This window comes from Achromobacter sp. JCM 18799, assembly GCF_055395645.1.
On the sequence record NZ_AP043866.1, the window covers coordinates 2,913,302 to 2,939,138 of the forward strand.

19 protein-coding genes are annotated in these 25,837 nt (G+C 59.6%); 10 read left to right on the forward strand and 9 right to left on the reverse strand.

Annotated elements, in window-relative coordinates; all coding sequences use genetic code 11:
- Positions 1-210 precede the first annotated feature (210 nt).
- From ACZ5YA_RS13645 to mobF, 7 genes are all read left to right on the forward strand, one after another.
- Positions 211-480 carry a hypothetical protein gene (locus tag ACZ5YA_RS13645; RefSeq protein ID WP_152385225.1) on the forward strand — a complete coding sequence of 90 codons (270 nt, stop codon included), beginning with the start codon at positions 211-213 and terminating at the stop codon, positions 478-480.
- A gap of 64 nt (positions 481-544) precedes the next feature.
- Entirely contained in the window at positions 545-1,531 is a 987-nt protein-coding gene (locus ACZ5YA_RS13650; RefSeq protein ID WP_152385226.1) for a helix-turn-helix domain-containing protein, read from the forward strand.
- A gap of 739 nt (positions 1,532-2,270) precedes the next feature.
- Positions 2,271-3,188 (forward strand): KfrB domain-containing protein, encoded by a 918-nt coding sequence (locus ACZ5YA_RS13655; protein WP_152385227.1) that lies wholly within the window; start codon positions 2,271-2,273, stop codon positions 3,186-3,188.
- A gap of 477 nt (positions 3,189-3,665) precedes the next feature.
- The gene (gene stbB / locus ACZ5YA_RS13660) at positions 3,666-4,373 is read left to right on the forward strand and encodes a StbB family protein (protein ID WP_152385228.1); all 708 of its coding nucleotides are present in this window, start codon (positions 3,666-3,668) and stop codon (positions 4,371-4,373) included.
- Between the two features lie 65 nt (positions 4,374-4,438).
- The gene (locus tag ACZ5YA_RS13665) at positions 4,439-4,786 is read left to right on the forward strand and encodes a hypothetical protein (protein WP_152385229.1); all 348 of its coding nucleotides are present in this window, start codon (positions 4,439-4,441) and stop codon (positions 4,784-4,786) included.
- A gap of 62 nt (positions 4,787-4,848) precedes the next feature.
- Positions 4,849-6,477, forward strand: coding sequence for a type IV secretion system DNA-binding domain-containing protein (locus tag ACZ5YA_RS13670; protein ID WP_152385230.1), 1,629 nt, complete (start codon positions 4,849-4,851; stop codon positions 6,475-6,477).
- 54 nt (positions 6,478-6,531) lie between these two features.
- Positions 6,532-9,435: a MobF family relaxase gene (gene mobF / locus ACZ5YA_RS13675; protein WP_152385231.1), complete on the forward strand. Its 2,904-nt coding sequence runs from the start codon at positions 6,532-6,534 to the stop codon at positions 9,433-9,435.
- Positions 9,436-9,656: 221 nt separating this feature from the next.
- On the opposite strand, the gene ACZ5YA_RS13680 is transcribed toward mobF, so the two are convergent.
- The 3 genes from ACZ5YA_RS13680 to ACZ5YA_RS13690 all read right to left on the reverse strand — a co-directional run bounded on the left by ACZ5YA_RS13680 (position 9,657) and on the right by ACZ5YA_RS13690 (position 12,405).
- A complete protein-coding gene (locus ACZ5YA_RS13680; RefSeq protein WP_152385232.1) occupies positions 9,657-10,478 on the reverse strand; it encodes a sulfite exporter TauE/SafE family protein in 822 nt (273 codons plus the stop codon).
- A gap of 78 nt (positions 10,479-10,556) precedes the next feature.
- Positions 10,557-11,414 (reverse strand): N-formylglutamate amidohydrolase, encoded by an 858-nt coding sequence (locus tag ACZ5YA_RS13685; RefSeq protein ID WP_152385233.1) that lies wholly within the window; start codon positions 11,412-11,414, stop codon positions 10,557-10,559.
- A 1-nt stretch (position 11,415) separates the two neighbouring features.
- Positions 11,416-12,405 carry a tripartite tricarboxylate transporter substrate binding protein BugE gene (locus ACZ5YA_RS13690; RefSeq protein ID WP_152385234.1) on the reverse strand — a complete coding sequence of 330 codons (990 nt, stop codon included), beginning with the start codon at positions 12,403-12,405 and terminating at the stop codon, positions 11,416-11,418.
- 160 nt (positions 12,406-12,565) lie between these two features.
- Between ACZ5YA_RS13690 and ACZ5YA_RS13695 the strand changes: the two genes are divergently transcribed.
- Positions 12,566-13,492, forward strand: a complete 927-nt coding sequence (locus ACZ5YA_RS13695; RefSeq protein ID WP_227741280.1) for a LysR substrate-binding domain-containing protein — start codon at positions 12,566-12,568, stop codon at positions 13,490-13,492.
- 80 nt (positions 13,493-13,572) lie between these two features.
- On the opposite strand, the gene ACZ5YA_RS13700 is transcribed toward ACZ5YA_RS13695, so the two are convergent.
- The 6 genes from ACZ5YA_RS13700 to ACZ5YA_RS13725 all read right to left on the reverse strand — a co-directional run bounded on the left by ACZ5YA_RS13700 (position 13,573) and on the right by ACZ5YA_RS13725 (position 23,270).
- A complete protein-coding gene (locus tag ACZ5YA_RS13700; RefSeq protein WP_167351706.1) occupies positions 13,573-14,670 on the reverse strand; it encodes a glycosyltransferase family 4 protein in 1,098 nt (365 codons plus the stop codon).
- Between the two features lie 97 nt (positions 14,671-14,767).
- The gene (locus ACZ5YA_RS13705; RefSeq protein WP_312537809.1) at positions 14,768-16,213 is read right to left on the reverse strand and encodes an ArnT family glycosyltransferase; all 1,446 of its coding nucleotides are present in this window, start codon (positions 16,211-16,213) and stop codon (positions 14,768-14,770) included.
- The gene (locus ACZ5YA_RS13710; RefSeq protein ID WP_152385237.1) at positions 16,197-17,231 is read right to left on the reverse strand and encodes a glycosyltransferase family 2 protein; all 1,035 of its coding nucleotides are present in this window, start codon (positions 17,229-17,231) and stop codon (positions 16,197-16,199) included. The genes ACZ5YA_RS13705 and ACZ5YA_RS13710 overlap by 17 nt, the downstream gene beginning before the upstream one ends.
- Before the next feature lie 132 nt (positions 17,232-17,363).
- Positions 17,364-20,513: a CusA/CzcA family heavy metal efflux RND transporter gene (locus ACZ5YA_RS13715; protein WP_152385238.1), complete on the reverse strand. Its 3,150-nt coding sequence runs from the start codon at positions 20,511-20,513 to the stop codon at positions 17,364-17,366.
- A 12-nt stretch (positions 20,514-20,525) separates the two neighbouring features.
- The gene (locus ACZ5YA_RS13720; RefSeq protein ID WP_312537806.1) at positions 20,526-21,998 is read right to left on the reverse strand and encodes an efflux RND transporter periplasmic adaptor subunit; all 1,473 of its coding nucleotides are present in this window, start codon (positions 21,996-21,998) and stop codon (positions 20,526-20,528) included.
- A 12-nt stretch (positions 21,999-22,010) separates the two neighbouring features.
- Positions 22,011-23,270, reverse strand: a complete 1,260-nt coding sequence (locus tag ACZ5YA_RS13725) for a TolC family protein (RefSeq protein ID WP_152385240.1) — start codon at positions 23,268-23,270, stop codon at positions 22,011-22,013.
- Between the two features lie 361 nt (positions 23,271-23,631).
- Between ACZ5YA_RS13725 and ACZ5YA_RS13730 the strand changes: the two genes are divergently transcribed.
- Complete coding sequence (locus tag ACZ5YA_RS13730) at positions 23,632-24,321, forward strand: heavy metal response regulator transcription factor (protein WP_152385241.1); 690 nt, start codon at positions 23,632-23,634, stop codon at positions 24,319-24,321.
- Positions 24,321-25,667, forward strand: a complete 1,347-nt coding sequence (locus ACZ5YA_RS13735) for a heavy metal sensor histidine kinase (RefSeq protein ID WP_152385242.1) — start codon at positions 24,321-24,323, stop codon at positions 25,665-25,667. The genes ACZ5YA_RS13730 and ACZ5YA_RS13735 overlap by 1 nt, the downstream gene beginning before the upstream one ends.
- The last annotated feature ends 170 nt before the right edge of the window (positions 25,668-25,837 follow it).

Here is a 25,837-nt window from a genome sequence, read left to right on the forward strand (position 1 = left end):
GTGCGGCGAAGACAAAACAGCGCTTCTGTCCATGGAGGTTGGGGCCGGGCCGACTGGATCCGCGCCACTTACCACTACGGACATGCACCAGCTTGTGGATGGCTTGATGGATGCGATCCACGCCATCGAACGACTAGAACGGCTTTAGAACTACACCTGGCCGCCGGCGGCCGACCAGCGTCCCGCCCTCAATTTCTCCCGGAGACTTCAATGACCCGAGCGAACCGCCAACGCGGCGCGCAGGAAGCACGCGCCCGTACGGCCTACAAGATCATGCAAAGCGTCTTCGAACGCTGCCGCGCCGAAGGCCTGAGCGACGAACAAACTCACCAGGCTATCAAGGACGCCTACCCCTGGGGCGAGCGCCGAGCCTGGCCCTACAAAGCGTGGCTGATGGCCCGCCGCGAGTTCTACGAAGCACACGGCCTGCCCCTGCGCGCACGCCGTTCCATCGCTGAATCACTGGAGGCTGACTCGTGATCGGCAAGCTGTACCCGCACTATCCATTACCCGGCAAAACCTCGAAGCAACGCAAGGGACGAACATGAGCGTCGAAGCATCCAAATGGGCCAGAATGGCCGACGTCCAGAAATCCTCATCCAAGCTCGTGTTGCTGAACCTGGCCCAACTCGTCCGCTATGACGCCGAGCACTGGACCGTCTTCGCATCGATCGACTACCTGGCCAAGGTCACGCATCTAAATCGCAAGACGGTGATCGAGGCGCTTGGCCGGCTTCGCGAATTGGGCGCAATACAGGACACCGGGCGGCGTGCGGGCGACAATCGCAGCAGCATCATCTATCGCTTGTGTCCAAATGCGGTCCCGCTGATCGACCTGGCGGCCGCAGGTGCTGTCGCCGGCGGAGAAGCTCAGGCGGCGCAGCAAGATTTGGCTCTGCAGGATGGGAAGGACGATGCCCCAGCGGCCGCGCCGGCCAGCGACAATTCGCTGACAGTGGACCAACCTCAGCCGGGCGATCACGATGGATCCGGGCTCGACGCGATGTCCAAAGGCTCGCGCGTAGCGGACGACGCGGTTGCGGCAGACAGCTGCAGCCCTACTGACGGTTTTCGGAATTCCGCTCCGGCGACGCCTGCACCTACAGGCAAGGCAGCGAAGGGGGCCAGGAAGAAGGGCCGAAGACGCCAGCCTGAAGCGCGCGCTGCCGGCGCCGGCCCGACCAGGCTCCCGGCGACCTGGAAACTGCCGGAGCGGTGGCGAAGTTGGACGCAGGAGCAGCGACCGCTCTGGACGCACGAGAAGATCGACGCCATGGCCGCCACGTTCAGCGCCTACATGCGATCCAGGCCCGGTGAATTGGGCACGTCACCCGACTGGTTCGAGTCATGGCGGCTCTGGGTTTTCCGAGAGCGTGAGTACGGCGAAGCCGCCGGCACAGCGTGGCAGAACAGTTGGACCGGCATCGTGGCCATGGGCAAGAAGCTTGACGTGGAACAGGCGCCGAACGAACCGCCGCCTCATTTCAAGGCTCGCGTGTTCCAGGCCGCTGGGCTTGTGCCGTCCCATTAGATGTTGTCCACAGCCTGGCCCGGTATCGGGACCAGTCCCAATTTTGGGCCTAGCCCGAAAAAGTGTTTTTGCCCGTCCCAATTTCTTCTTTCGCCAGTACCGAAAACGGCTTTTTGCCAGTACCGAAAACGGTACCCAATAGGTATATATAGGTTTTATAGGTTTTAGAGAGAGTCGCGCGCGAGGCGCTGGCTCATCGCGAAGACCGATCCGCCTACCCTCCGGTCGCTGCGCTCCCTCCGCCCCGACGCCTTCGGCGCCGGCCTGCCCCCCCTAGCTTCAGTCCCCCTCCCCGCCGGCGCAATGCGCCACCGGGCGGGGGAAAGGCGTCCCCCCAGGGCGTTGCGGGCCGTTGGCCTCGCCCCGCCCTGAGCGCCCCGACCCGTCTGCCGAACTCTGCCAATGCCGCGCCACCGCTGCTGACCTCCAGGGCCGCGCCAGCGTGCTTGCGCCCCGGAAAAGGTCCGTCCCCTTCCCGGCGGGCACCCCGCCGGGTGGGGGAACGGCAGGCCCCAAAAAGCGCGGGGGCTGCTGCCCCCCTGGCCGGCCGCCTAACGGCGTCCGCGCTTCCGACCCCCCGGGGAACCGCAACGGTTCCCCCGCGCCCGCCTACGGGCGCGGCTCCCCCTCCTTCAACCCCGGTTCTCCAGCAGGAGGGGCGCCATCGCTCACGTCAACTTAACCGCACGCCGGTGCTCAGCCTGGACCGCTACGCACCTTCACCTCACAAGGAAATCTCATGAAAATCTCCGATTGGAAATCCAAAGTCCAAGCGCTGTTTCGTCCAGCCCAGCCCGATCGCGCGGCCGCGTCAAACGGCCCGCGAGCTCTCTCCGCCGACGGCGAGCGCAAGCCGGTGGAAATCTCCATCATCAGCACTGGCGAGCGATTCGTGCATGTGCCCTCCTCGTCCCAGCCTGGCGAAGTGAGCCGCGCAGCTGAACAGATGGGTATTGAGCCCGCCGATTCCTATGAGCAACATATCGCTGCGCTCGAGCGCGAAGCAGTAGCGAAGCTGCGGCTATGGGACGGAAAGTCGGTAAGCGATATCGACACAAGCGCCCTCTATGACTTCCCAAACTTGGAAGACCACCCGGTCATGCGACTAACCGTGCCTGCACCGGTGGTTCGGAAGGAGTTCTTGAACCCGTCGCCGTTGAACGAGAACGATATCGAGAGAGTCACCCTACTTGCGGTCGACAAGCAGGGCCACGCGCTTCTCAAGACAAACCTCGGGCACCAGGTGAGCGATTTCGATGAGACTTACTACGACGTCATGCCCGTAGCGGAGGCTCTCGATCGGCTGCAGCAACACGGCGCCAGCAAAGATTTGACGCTCGTGATTGGCGAAACTTTGTGGCGTGGTGTGACGCCCGCGGAAGTGAAGTCCGCTGAAGTTGGCGCGACGTATCGGGGCGCCATTCTCGCTGTCGAGGGCGGCAAGGTTTACCAGCTCGTGTCGAACAGCACTGCCATCGCGCACGACGCCGGCAGGATGAGCGTTCCCGACCCTCTGCGATGCGTCGGAAAAGAGGTAGACATCAGCTACCCCTGCGGCAAGGTCGGCCTGTTGCGCGAGGTCGACTCGCTCGCGCTCGGACCTACCTCTCTTCAGAAGGCGGAGGCCGAGAAGAGCCCGAACGCGTTGGAGCGGTAGCGCCACCGCTACCCACCTCACCGAACAGGGAATTTCTTCCTCATGCAACGCAATCACGCACAGCCGACGACCGCGAGCGATCTTGTTCAGCAGCTAAACACGATGAGCGCCACAGATAGGCGCGCCCAGTTGCGCGCACTTCTTCCGCTGATAGACCAACTTGTTCGTAGAGGCGTCAGCCACGCCAAGATCGTTGAATCGCTGAAGAACGCTGGCTTCGCCATGACCATCTTGTCCTTTCGGAAGGCGCTTTACCGATGGCGAAAGCGGTCGAGAACTGCGGTGCCTCACGGCCCGCAAGACGTCCCAGCATCCCCCGCCGTCTCTGCAGACTTTCCCTCCCCTCCACCCGCCTCAAGCGCGTCGTCTGCGAGCGGCATCCAAAGCAAAGCCGACCTCGTTCGGCTTCGCAAAGCTTCTGATCCCATTGACCTTGATGAACTGGCCAAAATTGGCCGGAAGAAATAGGAACTTCGCATGAAAATCGCAACCGTCAACTATTCCGGCTCCGTCGGCAAAACCGTCACGACCAGCCACCTGCTCGCACCCCGCATTCCGGACGCGGAGATCATCGCCGTCGAGTCCACCAACGAGAGCGCGGCTGACCTTGGTCTCGCTGTCGAACAAATGCGCGGTGGCCAGTTCGGCCGGCTCTTTCGCAAGCTGCTAATGGCCGAAGCTGCCATCGTGGACGTCGGCGCCTCCAACATCGAGGACTTCCTGGCCGAGCTGGTGAAGTATGACCAGGCGCACCTGGAGATCGACTACTACGTTCTGCCCGTGGTCCCCTCGGGCAAAGCACAGCGGGAGACGATCAAGACCGTCCAGGTTCTCGCACAGATGGGGGTGCCGGCAGACCGCGTTCGCGTGCTTTTCAATCGCGTCGATTCCGACGTCCGAGAGGAGTTCGCTGCCATCTTTGGCTACGCAAAGCAGTCCGGCGATCTCCGCGCCAATCCTGAAGCGGCGATCTTCGAGAACGAAGTGTTCGATCTGCTGGCCAACAAGCGGACGACGATCAAGGAGATCCTGGCCGATCCGCGCGACTACCGCCAGGAGCTGCGCGAGGCGGACCGCGACGACGAGAAGCTCGTCAGCCATCTCAGCGACATGCACGCCCTGCAGTCGCTGGCACGTCCGGTCGACCGGCAACTGGACAAGGCGTTCGGCGCACTCTTCCTGTAGGACGCACCGTGACCGCCCCACCGTCTGAAGGCCCAGCCACATCGTCCGTCATACCCCGCAGCAGGATGGAGCTGCTGTACCGCGACATGCTGCAAGAGAGCGCTCAACTCGTGGGCCTGATCGAGCAGCTGACGGCACGCCAGGAGGGAATCGCCCAGGCGATGCAAGCGCTGCCCTCCACCGTGCGCCAAGCAGGCGTGGAGGCGGCGGCCAATGCGGGCGGTCAAGCCGCCCGCTCGCTTCTTGAGGCAAGCCGGACGCTCGCTAAGTCGACATCCGACGCCCGTATCGCCACTCGCGTTGCGACCCGCGCGTTGCCGGCGACCGCGTGGCGGGCTGGTGTGCTGTGCGGGGTGTGCGCGCTCATTGGAAGCGGCATTGGCGCCGCACTCGTGACGCTGGCTGTCTACTAGCCCCAAGCCGCAATCAAGAAGGCGTCCTCAGTCGCCTTCCTTCTATTCCGAAAAGGACTCTCATGGCACCCGACATACGCCGGCGAATCATCAAATTCGCCCTACTCGTTTTCCCGCTCTGCGCCTGGCTCCTTACAGCCAAGGTCATCTCAGGCCTTCCCTTCGCCCACATCACCTGGACGGTCTTGTCACACTGGGTCGTCTCCACACCGGAATACCCCTCGCTGATCGCCGCGCCCAGCATTGCGTTTGTCCTGGCGCTTGCACTATCCCTCACCCTCAAAAAGTACTCGACCAAAGATGGCTTCGACGGTGCGGGGTACAAGAAGCACATTCGCGGTACTGAGGCGGTCCCCGTCAAAAAGCTGCAGAAGCTCTGCGCGGAGAATGGTCGCCAGCAGATCGACGTGGCGGGTATCCCGATGCCGACGGGGATCGAGAATCTTCATATCCTCCTGAACGGAGCCACGGGCAGCGGCAAGTCGGTGCTACTGCGCAACCTGGTTTATTCCGCCCTTCGGCGCGGTGACCGCATGGTCGTAGTCGATCCGAATGGCGACCTGTACAGCAAGTTCGGGCGCGAGAGCGACGTTTTGCTCAACCCCTACGACCAGCGTACCGAGGGGTGGTCATTCTTCAACGAAGTGCGGGCAGAGTACGACTGGAAGCGCTTGGCGCTGTCCATTGTTCCCCTGGGTAAAGACGCGAACGCGGAAGAGTGGAACGGCTACGCCCGGCTCCTGCTGCGCGAGACCGCCCGTAAGCTCAACGAGTTAGGCACGCCGTCCATCGAAGAGCTCTTTCGTTGGACTACGATCGCCAACGACAAGGACCTGCGGACCTTCCTATCCGGCACGTTGGCAGAGTCCCTATTCGCCGGCTCCGCTGAGGCGAGCAAAGCCCTGACGAGCGCGCGCTTCGTTCTGTCCAAGTACCTCGCGGAACACGTCACCATGCCTGCTGGACAGTTCAGCATCCGTGACTGGATGGAACGAGGCACCGGCAGTCTGTACATCACCTGGCGCGAAGACATGAAGGAGGCGATGAAGCCGCTTATCTCCGCCTTCGTTGACGTGTTCTGCTCGGCCCTGCTGTCGCTGCCAGAAGATCAGGCGCGTCGGTGGTGGCTCGTCATCGACGAGCTGGGGTCGATGGAGAAGATGGCCAGCCTGGAAGACTTCTTGACGAAGGGTCGCAAGAACGGCGGCCGGGCCCTCGCCGGCCTGCAGTCGGTGTCCCAGATGGACGACATCTTCGGAGAGAAGATGTCCCAGACGCTACGGGCCAGTTTCCGCTCGCTGGTGGTGCTCGGCGGCTCCAAGACCGATTTCGAAACAGCGGAGGTGATGTCCAAGTCGCTCGGCGAACATGAGGTCGCGCGGCCGGAGTACACCGATAGCCGAAACCCCGGCAAGACGCCCAACACGAGCGAACGCATGGTCCGCTCTACCGAACGCGTCGTTACCGCCGCGCAGGTGCAAACGCTGCCTGAACTTACCGGCTGGGTCGCCTTTGCCGGCAACCGGCCGATCGCGAAGTTTGAGCTCGAGCCCCGGACCTTCGCCATTCGCAATGCTCCCTTTGTCGAAGCACGACGGGGCGGCGCTCAAAGCATGAGCAGCGCGTCCGCCGGCGGCCCCCAAGCCTGGTCGCAAGTCGATCTGCCCGAGGATCCGACGCTCGCAGCGTAAGCGCATCACACCAGGTCGCCGGCAGGGCCGGCGGCCGCCCGCATGGAACATCCGATGATTTCGCTCAAGACCATCCACCGCAGCGCCGCCACCAAGGCGTCGCACTACTACGCTGACCAGAAGGATGACTACTACAGCCGCGACGGCACTGCGGCGCAGTGGCAGGGAAAAGCTGCAGCGGCCCTTGGCCTCACGGGCAGCATCCAGCAAGAGGAGTTTCTGCGCGCGTTGCGTGGCGATTTTGGGTCCGATGTGACCCTGTCCCGGTCGGTGAGACTCGACGCGAAGGCACGCGCTGCGTTAGACATGACATTCTCCCCGCCAAAAAGCGTCAGCATCCAGGCGCTGGCGGGCAAAGACTCTTCGGTCATCGAAGCCCATGACCAGGCAGTCACCAAAGCGCTCGAATTCCTCGAACACGAGCTTCTGCGCGCGCGGCACACCGAGAAGGGCATCACTACGAGCGAGCGCACCGGTAATGCCGCTATAGCGAAATTTCGCCATGAGACGGCCCGGCCGACGGAAGGCGCATACTCAGATCCCCAACTGCACACACACGCGCTGTTGATGAACGTCACCCAGCGCGCCGACGGAACGTGGGTGGCCACCTCGAATGACGATATCTACCGCTTGAAGTCGATGGTGGAATCCGTATACCACGCCGAGCTCGCTAGCGCGCTAGAGAAGGCTGGTCACCAGATCCGCTACCAGGGCAAATCGCTTGAACTGGCGCATATCACTCGCGACCAAATCGAAAGTTTCTCGAAGCGCTCACAAGACATCAATGCCGAATTGGCCGCAATTGGTGAAACCCGTGGGACAGCGAGCCGCGCACTGAAGCAGACGATCGCGCTCAAGACGCGCCTGGACAAGGTGCCCGAGATTACTCGCGACGAGCTCCAGAAGGACTGGGAGCGCCAGGTGACTGAACTGGGCATCGAGCTCGGCGGCACTAAGCGACCACGCGACAAAGAGAAGGACGTCGCGCAGGAGCCGGGGGACATGGGTCCACGATCCTCCTCCGTACCGCGGGCGGGCGACCTTTCGCCGCCGGCAGCGGCGCTGCTCGCAGACGAGTGCGTGCGCTGGGCAATCAAACACCATACTGAACGCGAATCCGTCATGGACGGCCACGAGATGTTGAAAACGGCGTTGCGACGGTCGCATGGAACGGGCGTGAAGCTGGCGGACCTCAAGGGCGCGGTCAAACGCTTCCTCGACAGGGGGCATCTGATCCTTGGCACCTTGCAGTACCGTCACGCCAGGGACCGGGATGGTGCCGGCATGTCGCGTGCTGCGATGGTCAGTGCCCTCGTGGAAGGTGGCATGAACAAGCGGCTTGCCGAGGAGCAGATTCGCAAGTCCATCGCGCGGGGTGAATATGTCTTGACCGGTGCCCGCTACACCACGCAATCCGCCCGCGAGCGTGAAAAGCGGATCCTGCAGATCGAACGAGAGGGCCGAGACAAGGTCGCCCCGATCCTGCAGGTCGACGCGGCCAAGACTGCTCTTGCGGACAAAAAACTCAAGCCTGGCCAGCTGGCGGCGGCCAGCCTGATACTCACCACGCCGCATCGCTTTGTCGGCGTGCAAGGATTGGCCGGCACTGGCAAGTCGCACATGCTGGCGCAGGTGAAGGAAGCAGCGGAGACGGCGGGCTACCGCGTCCAGGCTGTAGCGTCGTACGGCAAGCAGATCGAGGCGCTGAGAGAGCTGGGCATGGAGGCACGTACGGTGGCGTCCGTGCTGGAAGCACGGCAGAAGGACCGCTTCCAATTGGACGCAAAGACCGTGCTCGTCATCGACGAGGCCGGTGTGGTACCTGCCCGCATCATGGAGCGTCTGATGAAAATGGCAGAAGCCGACGGCGCCCGTGTGGTCATGCTCGGCGACACGGGCCAGACCAAGGCGATTGAAGCGGGGCGACCGTTTCACCAGCTCCAGGCCGCCGGCATGGAGACCTCGCTCATGGGTGACATCATCCGGCAGAAGTCACCAGAACTGAAGGCGGCGGTGGAACTTGCCGCGGCCGGCAACGCGTCCGCATCTCTCGCCGTGTTGGACGGAAAGCTCGAAGCAGTCCACTCCATCGACGACAATGGCGCTCGCTATGACGCCATCGCCTCCAAATACGCTTCGCTCGATGCGGATGAGAGGCGTGAAACGCTCATCGTCACGGGCACCAATGATTCGCGCAATGCACTGAACGAGGCAACGCATCAGGCACTGGGCCTGTCCGGCCGTGGTTTTGACTTCAATCTGCTCACCCGCCGCGACACCACGCAAGCAGAGCGACGGGTGGCAAAGTACTACATCGCCGGCGACATCCTCCAGCCCGAGCGCGACTACAAGGCCGGCAACCTGCGCCAAACCGAGATGTACCGCGTCATCGGCCTGGCGCCAGATAAGCCGAATGACCTGGTAGTGGAACACGTCATCACCGGGGAGCGCACCCAGTTCAATCCCGGCCGCGCCGCCAAGCTCTCCGTGTACGAGCCGGTGCAGGCGGAGCTGTCTGCGGGTGATTGGGTACGCGTAACGCGCAACAACGCCAAGCTTGACCTGGTCAATGGTGGCCGATTCGAAGTTCTGGCGGTAACCCCCACGAGCGTCACAATCGGTGGCGGCGGCCGGCGACTCACGTTGGACGCTGCGACCGGCCCACTTCACCTGGATCGCGCATATGCCACGACCAGCCACAGCGCTCAGGGCCTTACTTGCGATCGCGCACTCATCAATGCGGAGAGCTTCAGCCGGACCACGCAGCGGGACGTCTACTACGTGGCAATTTCACGCGCCCGTCACCAAACGGAGATCTACACGAACGACATCAGCGAGTTGGCCGGTGTCGTAGATCGGCTCGAGGAAAAGACCGCGGCCCTGGACATCGGTTTAGAAACCACCCGTCCATGGCGTCTTCACAAGGCGCCCACTGCCATGGAACACCACACTAAGTAGGATGAACAATGCAATCCATTCAAACACCGTTCCTTATACTGACCGTCAAGGGAAGTTTTCCACATCGAACGTACCAACCGGTACGGAGCCACTGCCGAAATCATGCTCGCGCACAGGCACGCTGCTTCGATGTTTCATCACCTTGGGGCAACCTGAACAGGAACGAAAACAACTGCAAGCATTCTGCAATTGGAGGACCTGATCGTGCATTTATAGCCCCGTCAGGCCCCGCGTACACCGGTGATCAACATATAGGCCGACACGGCAAACAACATGCCGGCGAATGCGCGCTTGAGCCGCGCCACGGGCAGACGATGCGCCGCACGCGCGCCGAGGGGTGCCGTCAGCACGCTGAAGGCAGCCACCAGCGCCAACCCTGGCGTCCAGACGAAACCCATCGAGTGGGCAGGGCGCCCGGCGGTGTCGAGACCGCCGAGGATGAATCCGCCGACGTTCGCCAGCGCGATCGGGAATCCCAGCGCGGCGGAGGTGGCGACGGCACGGTGCACGGGCACGTTGCACCAGGAAAGGAAAGGGACGCTGATAAAGCCGCCGCCCACCCCGACCAGGCCCGACAGCGCGCCGATCGCGCTTCCGGCTCCGAGCAGCCCGGGTGCCCCGGGCAGGCCGCGAGCCGCCGCCGGCTGGCGCCCGCGAAACATCTGCACCGCGGAAAACAGCATGAACACACTGAACACCACAGCCAGCACGTTGCCCTTGAGCAGGGCGAAGACGCCCAGACTGCTAATGAGGCTGCCGGCCACAATGCCCGGGGTCAGCCCGCGCACGATTTGCCAGTCCACGGCGCCACGGCGATGATGCGCGCTCACGCTCGAGAAGGAGGTAAACAGGATTACCGCCATCGATGTGGCGATCGCCATCTTTACCGCCAGGCCGGCGGCCAATTCCTGCCCTTGCAGGAAGAATGTGAGGACGGGCACCAGCACGATGCCTCCCCCGATGCCGAGCAATCCGGCGAGAAAGCCACTCGCGACGCCAAGCGCGGCTAGTCCCAGAAAATGGGGAATGAATTCGAAAGTCATAGGATGCAGGACGCCCCGCCGCTGCGACGGCGGGCGCGGAAAGACAGAAGGCACGCCGGGCGCGCTGCGCCCGCTCATTCAACGCACAACGGCGTCGCGGATGTAGGCGGCGATTCGGGTGAGCAAGGCGTCGATATCGCGCCGGACCACGCCGAAGTTCGCGTTGCGCTCCCGGGTGTTCTCGTCCATGTAGATCGGACGCCGGATCTCGATCTGCATGCTGTAGCGCCGCAGCGCGGGTTGGCCGATATTGGCGATGAGCTGCACGCCCTTGTAGGGGTCGTTTCGCGCCACGGTGTAGCCGCAGCCGCGCAGGTGCGATTCCACGAGATCGAGGAAGCCGGGTTCGCAGGTGGTGCCGTCGCGGTCGCCGAGCACGAAGTCCGCAAGCGGTTTGTCGCTGCGGATCTTCAGGCGCTCGTAGGCGTTGTTCGGCATCGAATGCAGGTTGAGGTGCCAGAGCTTGCCGAAGCGCGCGTGCGCGTCCTGCACCGCCTGCTGTAGCGAGGCGTGGTAGGGCTGGTAGCACCGCTCGATTCGCGCCCGCACTTCAGCCACGGGCAGCTTGCGGTCATAGATCGGCGTGCCGCCCTTGACGGAGCGCCAGATCAAGCCAGAGCCCAGGCGCGTCTTCTCTCCGGGATGCAAGGGTGCGGGCCAAGCGCTCTCGAGAAGCTCGGGATCGATATCGTCGAGCATGCGGTTCAGATCAAGGTAGCTGCGCGGGAAATGCGCTTCGAGCAGCGTGCCGCCTACGCGCGGCACACCGGCCCACAGGGCTTCGACGTGGGTGTCCTCAGCGGCTCGCAGGATGGCGCGCGGCACCGCATGTCGGAAATCCTCGGGGTAGTCCGTGCCGCTATGCGGCGAGTCGCACACCAGCGGGATCGCGTCGTCCGCCGGCAGATGCAGGGTGTACAGAGCATCCATCATCATTTCACTCCGCCGACAGCTTGGCGACCTTCGCCACTGCCTGGTAACGCGCCACGGCTTGCTCGATCTGTGCCTGGAACTGCGCGGGCGTGTTGGGAATGAGTGTGGCGCCCGCTTCGTCCATCTTTTGTACGAAATTTGGCTGCTGCATGGCTTTGTGAATCGCGGCATTCAGCTTGCCCACGACGGCGGGCGGCGTGCCGGCAGGTGCGACGATGCCAAACCAGCCGCCCGTGCCCATCTGCGGATAGCCGATCTCCCCGTACACGGGCACGTCGGGCAACGCGGGCGAACGCTTGTCCGACAGTAGGACCAGCGCGCGCAGGCGGCCCGCTTTGATGTGCGCCAGCGCCGAAGGTAGATTGTCGGTGATGCCGTCGACCTGGCCTCCCACGGCGTCGTTCATGGCAGGGCCGGCGCCCTTATACGGAATGTGGAGCAGTTGGATGCCGGAGAGCGCCGTAAAGTGCTCAATGTTGGTATGGCCGAGTGAACCTACGCCGGGCGACGCATAACTGTATTTGCCCGGCTCAGCCTTGGCCAGCGCGATGAACTCCTGAATTGTCCTGGCCGGGATCCTGGGATTGATCGCGAACACGCTGGGCACCGTGGCCACGTTCGATACCGGCGCGAAATCCTTGATCGGGTCGTACTTCAGGCGCGCGCCGTAGGCGGCGACGTTGGAGCCGTGGGTGCTCATCGTGGCCATGCCGAGCGTGTAGCCGTCGGGTTCCGCCTTAGCGACCTGCTCCATGCCCATCGAGCCACCCGCGCCCGCGCGGTTCTCCACCACGATGGTCTGGCCCAACTCGCGGCCGGCATACTCGGCGATCAACCGCGCGGCCAGGTCGGTAGAACCGCTAGGCGCGAATGGCACGATGAGCTTTAGCGGACGGTCGGGAAATTCGGCGTGCGCCACGGTAGCGGTGAGCGGAGTGGCGGCCGCGAGGGCCAGCGCCGCGAAACCGGCGCGATATCTGGCATGGAGTGTCATGGGCTTGTCGTCATGAAAGGAAATTTATAGACCGTGCCTAGTGTCCAGGCTGGGCCCGCCCACTGGCAAACGACAAGAATGGAAGCCTGTATGACGGAAAGTCATACAATGGTCACAATCCGTGCACGACCCAGCCGCCATGCGCCTGCATTCTCCTTCGATGTCCGAACTCCATGCCTTTGCAGCCGTGGTGCGGCTGGGCAGCTTTTCGCAGGCGGCTGATGAGCTCTGCGTCACTCAGGGTGCGATCAGCCGCGCGGTGGCAAGACTCGAAGCCCACTTCAACCAGGTTCTGTTGCAGCGCGACTCCCATCGCTTGCAGCTCACGGAGGCGGGGCGCGCCTTTCTCGACGCGGTGCAGGAACCGCTGATGGCGATCGAGGCGGCGAGCGCCGGATTGCGCACGGCCCCTGCCGACCGGCCGCTCAGTCTCGCGGTGGTACCGACCTTCGCAAGCGTGTGGCTGGTGCCGCGCCTGCCGGAATTCCGGCGGCTGCACCCCGACGTGCGGCTCAACTTTGCCCCTTATCGCAAGGGCGAGGACTTCAGCGACAACACCGCGGATGCCGCCATCCTGACCGGCCTGGGTCAGCACCAATGGCCGGGCTGGCATTGCGATTACGTCATCGGGCGCGAAATCGTGCCTGTCTGCCACCCCGAACGTCTGGCGCGCATGAGGGCCGAGGGCCGCTGGCGCGAACCGCACGATCTCGCTGCGGAGCCTCTGCTCTACCACACGACCGCGCCGGGCAACTGGACACAATGGCTGCGTTGGGCGGGGCCGCAGGCACCCGCGCCGAATCTGTCCATGGCCTGCGATCAAGTGTCGATCCTTGTTCGTGCCGCGATCGCGGACATGGGCATTGCGCTCGTACAGCGCTGTCTCGTGCGCCATGAACTCGAAACCGGCCAACTCGCCGTGCCCTTCGATCTACCCATCACGCTGGAGCGTGGCTACTTCCTGTGCATTCCGTCCAATCGCCGTCCCCCGCCTGGTTACGGCGCATTCCGCGACTGGCTGCTGGCCGCCGCGCGGCAGGACATCGAGAACCTGATGCGCGCGCTTGATTCGCCACAACCCCCTTAAGCAGCACTAGCGCGTCACCTTTGCCGCGTGCTGGGACTAGAGCCAGTGCGGAATGATCCGAGACGATCCCAAGTCAAATGTCACCGGCCAACACCAGCTTTATCCGCCCTGACGTTAAGCCACCCAAGATAAGCATCCTCGATAGATTCAGCCATTTTCGCCGCACTGAACCTTTCCCGGAGAACGAAGTTTGCTCGCCCAGCTTTGCCGAATCGGCTGCGCAGGCTGCTTTCTACGATCAGATTATTGATCACCGAACGGAGTATCACCCGATCGAAAGGCAGTACAACATATCCCGAAACACCGTTTTCGATGACCTCTGGCAGGCAACCAACTGCGGTAGCTACGACAGGCACACCGGACGCAGATGCTTCGACAAACGTGGATCCCAACACCTCGCACTCCGGCACCATTGCGTAAATATCCACCGCGCCTAACAAGTCACCAACGCAGAAGAAGAAATCTGGAAAGTGGATCCTTCCTATCAACCCAATTTCGACCGCACGTCTCCTTAGCTGGTTGAGTCGGGGCTCATGCAGGCCACCAAGCACCAGGTGAACTTGTGGGTAGACCTCCATCAACGGGTACATCGCTTCGACGAGAATTCGAAGCCCTTGCGCATCCTGATCGTCCGCAACGTTTCCAATGACAATCGCATCGTCGGGAATGGCGAGTTCTTGGCGCATCGAAGGCATCGCAGGCCTGGGATACTGAACGTCTAGGCCTGTAGGAATCGTCCGAACACGCTGCTCGAAATGACCACGTTCGAGGTATCGCTGTCGCTGATACGTGCTTACGGTTATCACATGACCGCTCACCGCGCCGCTGAGTCGCGGCACGTGCAGCCTGCTTTCCCGGTGATGCGTTCTAACTACCAATCGTGTTCGCGCTAAACGCGCGAACAGCGCGGCGCGCAGGTCATCTTCCACGGAATGCGTGTTGACTACATCAAAGTCTCCTCCTCGCACTATCCCGCCGATGCGAAACGGAGTCATTGCAGAAGCAATCAGCCCCTCTACCTCAATGTGGTGCGTTCTAAAGCCGTGATTTTGAGAGCGCTGCCCGAGCTCAGACCGTGCGGCACAAACAACCTCAAGCGTATGTCCGCGATCGCGCATCGCGAGCATCTCATTGAGGATACGCAGTTCTTTGCCACCAAAGCCGCTGGACAGGCTCACGTGCAGGACCCTCAGAAGAGACCGCGAATGCCCCACCGCGGACGCGCGACCAAGAAGCGCGAAGGTGCGTTGATACTTTTCTAGCGCTGACACAGGTTTACCCATTTATTCTGTAAAGCGCGTAGCGACGACTTTGATAGATCGGCACCAACCGTTCTCTCACGCTTTCCTCAAGTGAGGACTCTTTACCCTTTGGAATTGCCACGAAATCATATGCGTCCTTTTCCAAGGACAACTTTTCCAACTCACTCGGAGTAATTAGCTCTGCCGTGCCGCGCGAATAAAAACGCGCGGAGAAAGGGCGGCTATGCACAAAGTAAAGCTTCTGACCTTCGCTCATCTGAGATTCGGCAATGGCCACTAATTGCTTCTCTGTTTTGAGCTTTGTGGGCACCGTGAGCGAGACCAGCCCGAGACCAATTGCCGCTATCGGCACTATTGCACACGTGGCAGCCAAGATCCGGACTAGGCGCGGCATCGCTTTTGCTGGCGATAGCTCTTTGGCGAATATTGCGAGGAGCAGTGCAAAAGCTGGCAGGCTAGGCAACACATACGTCCAAAGTATGTTTCCAGAGAAGGTGAAGAAGGCCGGAGCGGCAACGGCCCACAACGCCAAGTATCCGACGACCGGAGACCGACAAACCTGAAGAGCCCGAGCCCTGCGAGAGGCATTAGCCACTATCCATACACCCAGCAGAATTCCGCCCCATCCCCATGGGAACGAAGCTAGCAGCCAATCACCCCAAATTCCGCCAAAAGGTCGCTCGTGAGCAGTACCGTACAGGTCTCCCTGCCAACCTGAGTCTAGGAACCGCAGAAAGTGCTCACCTACTAAAAAGTACTGGACGAATCCTGGGGTCTTTATCTCAGCGACGATGTACCAAGGAACAGTCAGCGCGACCATCAACAACGTGCCCGTGAACCAAGGAAGATTGGTCAGGTGCGCCCTACGATCACGATAAAGCGCAAGCCAAGGAACGAGGACTATGCCCAGGAGCACGAAGGCGAGCGGCCCTTTCGACAACAGGCCAATGGCTATGCCCACAAAAAACCCATACCGCCAGAAAGGTGTAGGTGCTGTCGGCGCGACTAGGAACGCCAACATCGAATAGGTGATCCCTAGAGCCAAGAAGGAGTCTGTGAGCACAGCACCGGCCGCAGCGAGCGGGAGCAGCATGGAAGACAATATGAGCGTCGTCCATCGGGCCGCCTGTCGATCGACCAAGATAGCAGTTGCGCGATAGAGCATTGCTGCGAGCGCAACCATCGCAAGGAATGAGGGGAGTCGAACCGCGAACTCGGACCCACCAAGGATCCTTATCCCCATCGCCTGACTCCAGAATGAGAGCGGTGGCTTTCCCCAGAACGGAACCCCGGGTTCGAACCAAGGAGTGATCCAATCCCCGGTTTCCGCCATCAATCTCGCAATCTCAGCGTATCTCGGCTCCGAGGTGTCGATCAACGGCATCGCAGCCATTGAAAAAAGCCGAGCGATAACGATGCCCGCCAGGGCCAACAAAAACCATTTAGCCTTCAACTGCATTTTTCGTTCCAATCCCGGCGTGTTGTGAGGCCATCTGCGTGGCTTTCTCGAGCACATCGCGCACTATGAAGATTGGACGCTGCTTCGTCTCCATGTATCCTTTTCCAACGTATTCGCCCAACAGCCCAATCGTCAGGAGCTGAATCCCACTTAAGAGGGTGATCATGGCTGTTAGTGATGGATAGCCAGGCACGTCGTGACCGAACACGATCGTTTTGAAAATAATCCAAAGGCCAAACATGCCACCTGTCAATGCGACAACAGCTCCTATGCCAGTTGCCCAGCGCAGCGGAGCGGTAGAGAATGAGGTGATGCCTTCAAGGGCGAGCCCGAATAGCGCGAAGTAGTTCCACTTGGTCTTGCCGGCGGCCCTGGGCGCGCGATCATAGTCGATCACTTTGGTGGGAAACCCGATCCAAGCATAGAGACCTTTCATATAGCGACACCGCTCTGGCATCTGGAGCAAGGCCTCAACGGTCCTACGACTCATAAGCCGGAAATCCCCTGTGTCTGCGGGTATCCTCGACCGGCTCAAGCGACTCATGATTCGGTAGAACGCATAAGCAGACAAACGCTTTGCGAAACCTTCACCCTCACGCTTGCGCCGGCGCATCGATACGACATCGAACCCATCCTGCCATGCCTTGACCATATCCGGAATTAGTGCGGGAGGATCCTGCAGGTCGGCATCCAACATGATCACCGCCTCACCCCGCGCATGCGCCAGGCCAGCGCTCATCGCAGCCTCTTTCCCAAAATTTCTACTCAGGCGAACCACTCGAACTCTGGGATCCCGCTCCATCAGCGCAGTCAAGATCAATACGCTTTTGTCCGTGCTACCGTCATCCACGAACACGATCTCGTAAGGTAGACCTAGCTCGCCGAGAATCTCTTTCAGCTTCGAGTGACAAATTGGCAAGACATCTTGTTCATTCAAGAACGGAATCACAATCGAGATCTGGATTGCGTTCTCCGCTTTTTTATTGGCTTCTGCGGGGTCTAACGGCAAAGTAACCATGGAGGTCTAACCATTCGGTATCGAAGGCTGCCAATGTACGAAAGTGCGCTCGACAATCGTCGAACCTTGTAATTACATTTCCGCAAGCTTGGAGGAGACCGGGCCCCTCCAAGCTCGCGACAGTTCACACTCCTAGCCGGTTAGCTCCTCCTCCTCTGCGTCTTTATGATGTACCAAGCGATAGAGCGCCGGCAGGATCAGAAGCGTCAAGAAGGTGGAGGAGATGATGCCTCCGATAACCACTGTGGCCAGCGGCCGCTGCACCTCCGCTCCTGTCCCCGTTGCGATAGCCATAGGTACGAATCCAAGCGACGCCACGAGGGCGGTCATCAGCACGGGACGCAAGCGAGTCAAGGCGCCTTCTCGCACCGCGGTGTACAACGGCTTTCCTTCATCTCTCAAGGAGCGAATAAAGGACAACAGAACCAAACCGTTGAGAACAGCGACACCACAAAGTGCAATGAATCCCACTGCAGCGGTAATCGACAAAGGAATTCCTCTGATCCACAGCGCAAGAATTCCGCCTGTCAACGCGAAGGGAATACCGGTGAAGACGAGTAGTCCATCCTTAACGTTTCCAAACATCGCGAACAACAGGACGAACACCAAAAGCAGGGCGACTGGGACCACAACCTGCAATCGCTTGGTAGCTGATTCAAGTTGTTCGAAAGTACCCCCCCATGCTGTCCAGTATCCCGTTGGGACCTTGACTTGTTCAGCGATCGCCGTCTCTGCCTCGCCGACGAACGATCCGAGGTCTCTGCCACGAACGTTGGCGCTGACCACGATCCTTCGCTTTCCATCCTCTCGGGAGACCTGGTTAGGGCCAGGCGCCAGATCGAATGTCGCAACTTCAGATAGTGGTATGTAGGCTGTTTGAAGCTGACCCTCAGCTCTCGGCAACGCAATCGGAAGATTTTTGAGTGCAGTGATGTTCTCGCGGACCTTCTCTGGAAGTCGAACGACGACATCGAACCTACGGTCGCCCTGGAAGAACGTGCCCGCCTCACGACCACCCGCCGCAATCGTCAGGGTGTCCTGGACATCCGACAGACTAAGGCCATAGCGCGCTGCTTTAGCTCGATCGATCGACACGGTCAGCATGGGAAGACCCGTGGTCTGTTCCACTTTGACTTCCGAGGCACCTGGGATCTTTTGGAGGACCTCAGCTACCTCAGTTGCAGTTCTGTTCAACACATCGTTGTCATCACCAAATATCTTCACCGCGACATCGCTGCGAACGCCAGAAATCAGTTCGTTGAACCGTAGCTGAATCGGCTGCGAGAACTCGTAGTTGTTCCCCGGAATGTTCTGTGCTTCACGCTGAATCGCCTCACGCAGCTCCGCATGAGACTTCTTCGGGCTCGGCCAGTCCTTTTCGGGCTTAAGCATGATGTAGCCATCGGAGATATTGGGGGGCATAGCGTCCGATGCGATCTCGGCAGTGCCGGTCCGCGCGAACACACGCTCGATCTCGGGAAACTTCTCCTTTAAACGGGTTTCCAGCTGAACCTGCATGGCGACTGATTGCGTCAAACTTGTGCCCGGAATGCGCAATGCTTGGATTGCCATGTCTCCTTCGTTGAGATTCGGAATAAACTCGCTTCCCAAACGAGTGGCGATAAAACCGCACACGAGCAAGAACCCTAGTGCCCCACCGAGCATGAGAGGAGTGCGGCGAAGTGCCAAGTCGAGCAGAGGTTCGTAGCGTCGACGTGCCCACGCCATTACCCGAATTTCCTTCTCTGACACCTTCTTCCCGATGAACATAGCCACGGCCGCCGGTACGAACGTGACCGACAGAATCATGGCACCGAGCAATGCCATTACCACGGTGAGAGCCATGGGGTGGAACATGCGCCCTTCCACCCCGCTGAGCGCGAATATTGGAAGGTAAACAACCATGATGATCAGCTGGCCGTACAGCAGTGGACGTCGCGCCTCGCGAGCGGCCGCGAATACTTCGTGGAAGCGTTCGGAGCGAGTGAGGGGACGACCGTGATGCAGCTGTGCATGACTCAGCCGTCTGACGCAGTTCTCCACAATCACTACCGCGCCGTCGACAATGATCCCGAAATCAAGCGCCCCAAGACTCATCAGGTTGGCGCTGACCTTGTAGGTCACCATTCCCGTAAACGTGAACAGCATAGATAGCGGGATCACCATCGCCGTGATGATCGCAGCACGAATGTTTCCGAGGAAAACGAACAGGATCACGATCACCAAGATCGCGCCTTCGAGAAGATTCTTCTTTACCGTGGCGATAGCTTTGTCTACGAGATCGGTACGGTCATAGACGGTGATCGCTTCTACCCCGTCGGGCAAGTTCTTGTTTATCTCCCCGAGCTTTTTCGACACTGCTTGGGATACAGCCCGGCTGTTCTCGCCAATCAACATGAAGACGGTACCGAGCACCACCTCCTTGCCATTGTCTGTAGCGGCGCCCGTGCGAAGCTCTTTCCCGATTGAAACATCCGCAACGTCACGAACGCGTATGGCTTGCCCATCTCTCGCGGTCAGGACAATATCCTGAATATCGGCTATCGACCGAACCTGACCCGGAGCACGAATCAAGTACTGCTCGCCCTTTCTTTCAATATACCCAGCTCCAACATTCGCGTTGTTTCGCTCTAGAGCGGTGATGATGTCGGTGAGCGAGAGTCCATAGGACGCCAAGCGCTCGGTATCTGGAGCTACCTGGTACTCCTTTGCGTAGCCTCCGATTGAATTGACCTCGGTCACGCCTTTGACGTTGCGCAGTTGCGGCTTGATGACCCAATCTTGAATCTCGCGCAGGTCCGTGGCCGTATATGGCGAACCGTCTGCCTTCTTTGCATCGGGTTTTGCTTCAACGGTCCACAGGAAAATCTCTCCCAATCCGGTAGAAATCGGCCCCATGACGGGGGTGATCCCCTCCGGCAGGCTTTCCTTGGCCTCCTGCAGACGCTGATTAACGAGCTGACGGGCAAAGTAGATGTCTGTCCCGTCCTCGAAGATCACTGTCGTCTGAGAAAGGCCGTAACGAGACAGCGAGCGAGTTTGCTGCAGCCCCGGCAGACCAGCCATCACGGTCTCGATCGGATACGTGACGCGCTGCTCCGTTTCTAAAGGAGAGTAGCCAGGAGCACTCGCGTTGATCTGGACCTGGACGTTCGTGATGTCGGGAACCGCGTCAATGGCCAGTCGCGAGTAGTTGTACACCCCAACGGCGGCCATTCCAAAAGCGATGAACAAGACAAGCCAACGCTGCTCAATGGCAAAGCGAATTAAACGTTCAAACATGTGGGCTCCGACTCAATGCGCGTGATCTGCCGTTGCCTTGCCCAACTCGGACTTCAGCACGAAAGCATTGGAGCTGACATAGCGCGTTCCAGCATTGAGCCCTGACACAATCTCCGAGCTCTTATCTGTCGTCGCGCCTAACTTGACGGGCTGGGGAAGAAAGCCACCAGGAACTTCGATGAACACCGTAGGCTGTCCGTTGACATCCTGGATCGCGTCGCTCTCCACAGCTACTCCAACGTCATTTCGCTCCACCACAACGCTTACGGAAACGAACAGACCGGGCCGCCAGGCCATGTCGGGATTCTTCAATGTCACCCTCGCAGTCGCTGTGCGCGTTTGCTGTCCAAGCAATGCACCTATATAGGACACGGTGCCGAACGCCTCCTCGGAAAAGGCAGTCGAGGTGATCTTTGCATCTTCACCTACACGGACGTCCCGGAGATCTTTGGGCGCGATTACGAACTCTGCCCATACCGTGCTCAGATCCGAGATTGTGAAGATGCTTGCCGTGTCGGATAGCGCCTCGCCCAAAGCGATGTGCTTCTCGACGATGACACCATCAAAGGGCGCACGAATCTCAAGAAGATTCAAGTCTTTTGCGGACGGTTCTGCGCCAATTGCCCGAAGCTTCTGAGCTGCGTTTTGCACGGCGATATCCGCCTCCTGAAGTGCAGTCTGAGCCTGTTGATAGTCCTGTTGGGCTGAAACCTGCTCCCGCCATAACTTCAGCTCTCGAGCGTGCGTGGCGGCAGCCAATGCTCGGCGCTTCGTCGCAGCAAGCCACTCGCTTCTGAGCTCGGAGAGCGATGCGCTTGAAATGACCGCCAAGAGCTGTCCTTTTTTCACCTCTTGTCCCAGATCGGCCGAGACCTGTTGAACGGTGCCTGCGGCCTTAGGCACGACGTGTGCAGTGCGATCTGCATTAAATCGGATCTCCCCGGGGAATTTCGTGCTCGACTCAAGGCTCTGCGCCTTGGCTTCACTTGTCTCAATTCCGGCCGCAGAGATTTGTTCAGGGGTGAGCGCGACTAACCCCTCCTCTTTGTGCAATTCTGCGCGGATAGGGTCAGGCCTTCCAGGAATGGAGACGCTAATTTCGACTTCAAAGAAATGTGGCTCAGCGATAAGTTGATCACTGACAAATCCTTCTGTGGAGGGGGTCAGCTTGAGCACCTTCTCTTCCCCGTTTGGCCTTTTCAAAGTCGCGGTTGCCGTTAAGTCTTTTGCATTCACAGGCTTGCCTGACGCCGCTATCCAAACCTTTAGCCGAGCCGCCTCGCCCTCCTCAACCAGACCCACCTCAATCGTGTTGTCTCCGACCGTTGTCACTTCACCCTTATTCGGCCCCACTGCCGCTTCGGAATGACTGTCCCATGCGTGGTCAGATGGCCCTGCAAGCCCCGGCGCCGGAATCAGGAGTTGAAGGGATAGCGCGACCGCAATGACGGCGCGACGTTGTACTAGCTTGAAATACGGGCTCATGTTCATCTCTGTTTATTGGCCAAGGATGCGATCGATTTCAGCGCGGGCCGACGCCGCGCGCGACAACGTCGTCAGGTAGGAAATATTCCCTTGCGATAGAGTCCGTTGCGCGTCCAGGACTTCCAGATAGCCGACCTTTCCCGCCTCAAAGCCCTTACGCGCGGCATCGTATGCCTTCTGCGATGTGGGGATAACAGACTGGCGATAGTCGCTCGCGGAAGACAATGCAAGATCGTAAGTGGAGGCGGCGGACACCAAGTCAGCACTCAATCGTGCCTCTAGCTCTCTGTAAGTGTCTTGGGCCTTGTAGGTTTGCATGGTGGCGGCATAGACGTTCCCCTGATTCCTGTCAAAAATCGGCAATGGCACGGAGATCCCAAATTGAGCCTTGTTGCGCCCCATTTCATTGTCGCGAGCCACTCCACCACTTATCGTGATGTCCGGATATCGCTTGCTCTTCTCGACATTCAATTCGGCTTTGCTCACTTCCAATGCGAGGCGTCCGGCAGTCATTCTCGGGGAGGCCAACAAGGCGCCTCGCAGCTCATCCAGCGATTGTCGCGGCGGAAGATCCTCGATATCCGCACGCACTGCCGTGAATTTCGGAGCTGGGTCGTTCCACAGTAATGAGAGTTCTCTGCGTGCGACGGTGAGCTCATTTTCTGCTTGACGCACTTCAATCTGCGCTTTCGTTAGCTCGATGTCTGCTTTGTTCCTCTCCAAAGGCGGAGCCTTTCCTGAGTCCACTCGCTTTTGAGCTACACGCAATGCCCCAACTGCCACTTCAGCCATATCGCGATTGACACGCACCGTTTCCTGCGCGATTGCGACTGCAAAGAATCGAGACGTAACGGAAGTCTTTATCTCCGCCCTCGCGATCTCATAGTCTCGGCCAGCCAAATCACTGTTTAATTGAGCGGCCTCTGTACGTGCTCGTCGCTTTCCGCCCAACTCAACGGGCATGCTGAGCATCGCCGTGGTCGTCCGCGTCGGACGTTGCTGGTCGTCGATGCTGACGTCCAGGGAAGGATTTGGCAGAAGGCTCGCCTGCTCCACCAACCCCTTCGATGCTCCGAAATCATTCTTGGCAGCCGACAATTGGGGATTCAACCTGTATGCGGCATCCAGCGCCTCGGACAGCGTCAGAACGTTTGCCGACGCAATCGATGCGTCTTCCCGGGTGTACTTTTCTGGCGTAGCCTGAGCCCGAGCCTGCGGACCGCACAGCGCGGCGACCATCAGGAACAATGGAAGCAACTTGAGGCGCATCATTTAACCTTGGTAGTGTCTGAGGAGATGTTGGTGCCTATGCCGGGGTGTCGCACGTGGGACACAATAGGGACGCCCAGGACGGATGACCGCCCGTACTGTATCCAAGCGCCTTCGTCAGAATCCGGACCCCCAGATGACAATTCTGTAAGGTTGCCGTGCATTACAGATTCGTAATCCTGGTGAAGGTAGACTGACGGCTAACCTGCCCTAGAATGCGTGCTCCTATTCAAGTGCAAGACGTGCGTGTTTCTGAACACGCAACGTTGGTGGCTATGCGAGCTCGAGCTCGCGCACCAGTTCCCGCTTGGCACCGGATTCAACCTTCGAGGGGTGCCATTTACGATTCGAACGGTTGTGGAACATGAAGATTTTGGTCGTTGAAGACGAGCGCAAGCTCGCTGAATACCTAAAGCGCGCTCTCTCAGAACACAACTATGTGGTCGACGTTGCGTCGGACGGCGTCAGCGGCCTGCACCTTGCCCAAGAGACCCAGTACGACCTCATTCTTCTGGACGTGATGCTTCCAGGGATGGATGGCTTTGCCGTTCTGCACGAACTGCGCAAGTCCGATCGCGTACCCGTCCTTATGCTCACGGCGCGAGACAAGGTCGAGGACCGAGTTCGGGGACTGCAGGACGGCGCAGACGATTACCTGGTCAAACCATTTGCGTTATCTGAATTGCTGGCGCGCGTCCTCGCGTTGGGGCGGCGGAGGGGGCATGTGGTCGCCGAGGCAAGTCGACAGAATGTCTTGAAAGTGGGAGATCTCGAACTGGATCTCCTGAGGCGCAAGGCTAGTAGGGCCGGCACGCGCCTCGATTTGACCGCCAAGGAATTTACGCTGCTTGCCCTTTTGATGCGAAAGCAGGGGGAAGTTCTGTCCCGCTTGGATCTCGCCGAACAAGTATGGGACATTAACTTCAACAGCAATACCAATGTGGTGGAGGTTGCTGTACGGCGCCTTCGTGGAAAAGTGGATGACCCTTTTGAAACGAAGCTCCTTCATACCGTGCGCGGGATGGGCTACGTACTCGAGCTGAGGGATGAGTAATGGGATTTCGCGAGATCAGTTCTCTGCGCCAATGGCTGTCTCGCTGGCTCGCGCTTCAGACATTTGTCGCACTGGGGGTTGTATGCCTAGTTGTGTATTGGGCGACGAATATAAATCTCTCTTATCGTCAGCAGGCACTACTTGAACAAAAGCGTGAAGTCATCGAGCACCTAGCGGATGAATTCGCCGTTAAAGGCGACCTACCCGCGCTCGAGCATAAGCTGAATGACTTTTTCTATGGAAAGTCTGAGTTTTCGTTGCGACTCGTCATTAATCAAAAAGTCAGCGTTTATGGTGAGCCTGCCGTAGCTGCGAAGGACGTAAATCGAATACAGACGCTCTTTTCTTTGCCTGCGCCCAGCCAGCCGGATAGGAGAATGACCGCAGAGTTGTTTCTGGATACCACGCCGGATGTGCGGCTTCGAGTGATGCTGGCATGGACGCTATTTTCGTGTGCTGTGATCGGAGCGATAGTAGTTTCCGTTATAGCCAACGTCCTGGTCCGGCGCGCGCTGCTTCCTCTTCACGAAGTGGCGCGTCAGGCCGCGCTGATATCGCCTGACCGCATCGGAGAACGACTAAAGGAAACGGGGTTGGCGCAAGAAATCAAACCGTTGGTCCTGCAGTTCAATGCGCTGCTGCAACGGCTAGAGCGGGCCTATGTCCAAATGGAAGGCTTCAATGCAGATGTAGCACACGAACTACGTACTCCTCTCGCGACGCTTATAGGAGAAACCGAATTCGCGCTGGCGGCAAACCGGTCGCCAGTGGATTTGCGAGACGTGCTTGGTTCGAATCTGGAAGAGCTTCAACGCATGACCGCTATTGTCAATGACATGCTCTTTCTCTCACAGGCTGACCGCGGAGCGAGGGCGCGGGCCGAACATGTGGAGAGCCTCCGCGCAATTACTACGGAAGTTCTTGAATATCACGAGGCCGAGGCCCTGGACGCGAGAGTTAGCTTTGACGTCTTGGGAGATCAAGCTGGCAGTGTAGACCGCTCGCTCTATCAACGCGCTATTTCAAATCTGGTTTCGAATGCCATTCGCTACAGCAAGCCGAAGTCAAGAGTAACGGTTAGGCTGTACAGGGCCGACGACGGGAAAGTACACGTCACCGTGCACAATTTGGGTGAGCAAATCGAAGCACAGCATCTACCGCGGCTCTTCTACCGGTTCTACCGGTCAGACTCTGCTCGTGCAAGCGACGCGAACCATCACGGCCTCGGACTGGCCATCGTAGCCGCAATTGCACGGATGCATGGCGGCACTCCCTTCGTAAAATCGGACTCGACGGGCACGACCATCGGCTTCAGCATAGCTGCCGACTTCGATCCATCCAAGTAGAACCACATTGGACGTTGGCGCTCCTGCACACTTGTGCAGTGAGCGCCAATGTCGTTTGTAGAGTAGCAAGGTGGCGCGCATCATTGGACATTTAGCGAGTCCACGTAGGCAGCAATCCTTCTAAAGAGATGCTCTCCGGAAATAGCGACAGGGAAATTACAGATTTCCGC

Coding starts and splice junctions, on each gene's coding strand:
- ACZ5YA_RS13645 (WP_152385225.1), top strand. CDS start 211: ATGACCCGAGCGAACCGCCAACGCGGCGCGCAGGAAGCACGCGCCCGT.
- ACZ5YA_RS13650 (WP_152385226.1), top strand. CDS start 545: ATGAGCGTCGAAGCATCCAAATGGGCCAGAATGGCCGACGTCCAGAAA.
- ACZ5YA_RS13655 (WP_152385227.1), top strand. CDS start 2,271: ATGAAAATCTCCGATTGGAAATCCAAAGTCCAAGCGCTGTTTCGTCCA.
- stbB (WP_152385228.1), top strand. CDS start 3,666: ATGAAAATCGCAACCGTCAACTATTCCGGCTCCGTCGGCAAAACCGTC.
- ACZ5YA_RS13665 (WP_152385229.1), top strand. CDS start 4,439: ATGGAGCTGCTGTACCGCGACATGCTGCAAGAGAGCGCTCAACTCGTG.
- ACZ5YA_RS13670 (WP_152385230.1), top strand. CDS start 4,849: ATGGCACCCGACATACGCCGGCGAATCATCAAATTCGCCCTACTCGTT.
- mobF (WP_152385231.1), top strand. CDS start 6,532: ATGATTTCGCTCAAGACCATCCACCGCAGCGCCGCCACCAAGGCGTCG.
- ACZ5YA_RS13680 (WP_152385232.1), bottom strand. CDS start 10,478: ATGACTTTCGAATTCATTCCCCATTTTCTGGGACTAGCCGCGCTTGGC.
- ACZ5YA_RS13685 (WP_152385233.1), bottom strand. CDS start 11,414: ATGATGATGGATGCTCTGTACACCCTGCATCTGCCGGCGGACGACGCG.
- ACZ5YA_RS13690 (WP_152385234.1), bottom strand. CDS start 12,405: ATGACACTCCATGCCAGATATCGCGCCGGTTTCGCGGCGCTGGCCCTC.
- ACZ5YA_RS13695 (WP_227741280.1), top strand. CDS start 12,566: ATGTCCGAACTCCATGCCTTTGCAGCCGTGGTGCGGCTGGGCAGCTTT.
- ACZ5YA_RS13705 (WP_312537809.1), bottom strand. CDS start 16,213: ATGCAGTTGAAGGCTAAATGGTTTTTGTTGGCCCTGGCGGGCATCGTT.
- ACZ5YA_RS13710 (WP_152385237.1), bottom strand. CDS start 17,231: ATGGTTACTTTGCCGTTAGACCCCGCAGAAGCCAATAAAAAAGCGGAG.
- ACZ5YA_RS13715 (WP_152385238.1), bottom strand. CDS start 20,513: ATGTTTGAACGTTTAATTCGCTTTGCCATTGAGCAGCGTTGGCTTGTC.
- ACZ5YA_RS13720 (WP_312537806.1), bottom strand. CDS start 21,998: ATGAGCCCGTATTTCAAGCTAGTACAACGTCGCGCCGTCATTGCGGTC.
- ACZ5YA_RS13725 (WP_152385240.1), bottom strand. CDS start 23,270: ATGATGCGCCTCAAGTTGCTTCCATTGTTCCTGATGGTCGCCGCGCTG.
- ACZ5YA_RS13730 (WP_152385241.1), top strand. CDS start 23,632: ATGAAGATTTTGGTCGTTGAAGACGAGCGCAAGCTCGCTGAATACCTA.
- ACZ5YA_RS13735 (WP_152385242.1), top strand. CDS start 24,321: ATGGGATTTCGCGAGATCAGTTCTCTGCGCCAATGGCTGTCTCGCTGG.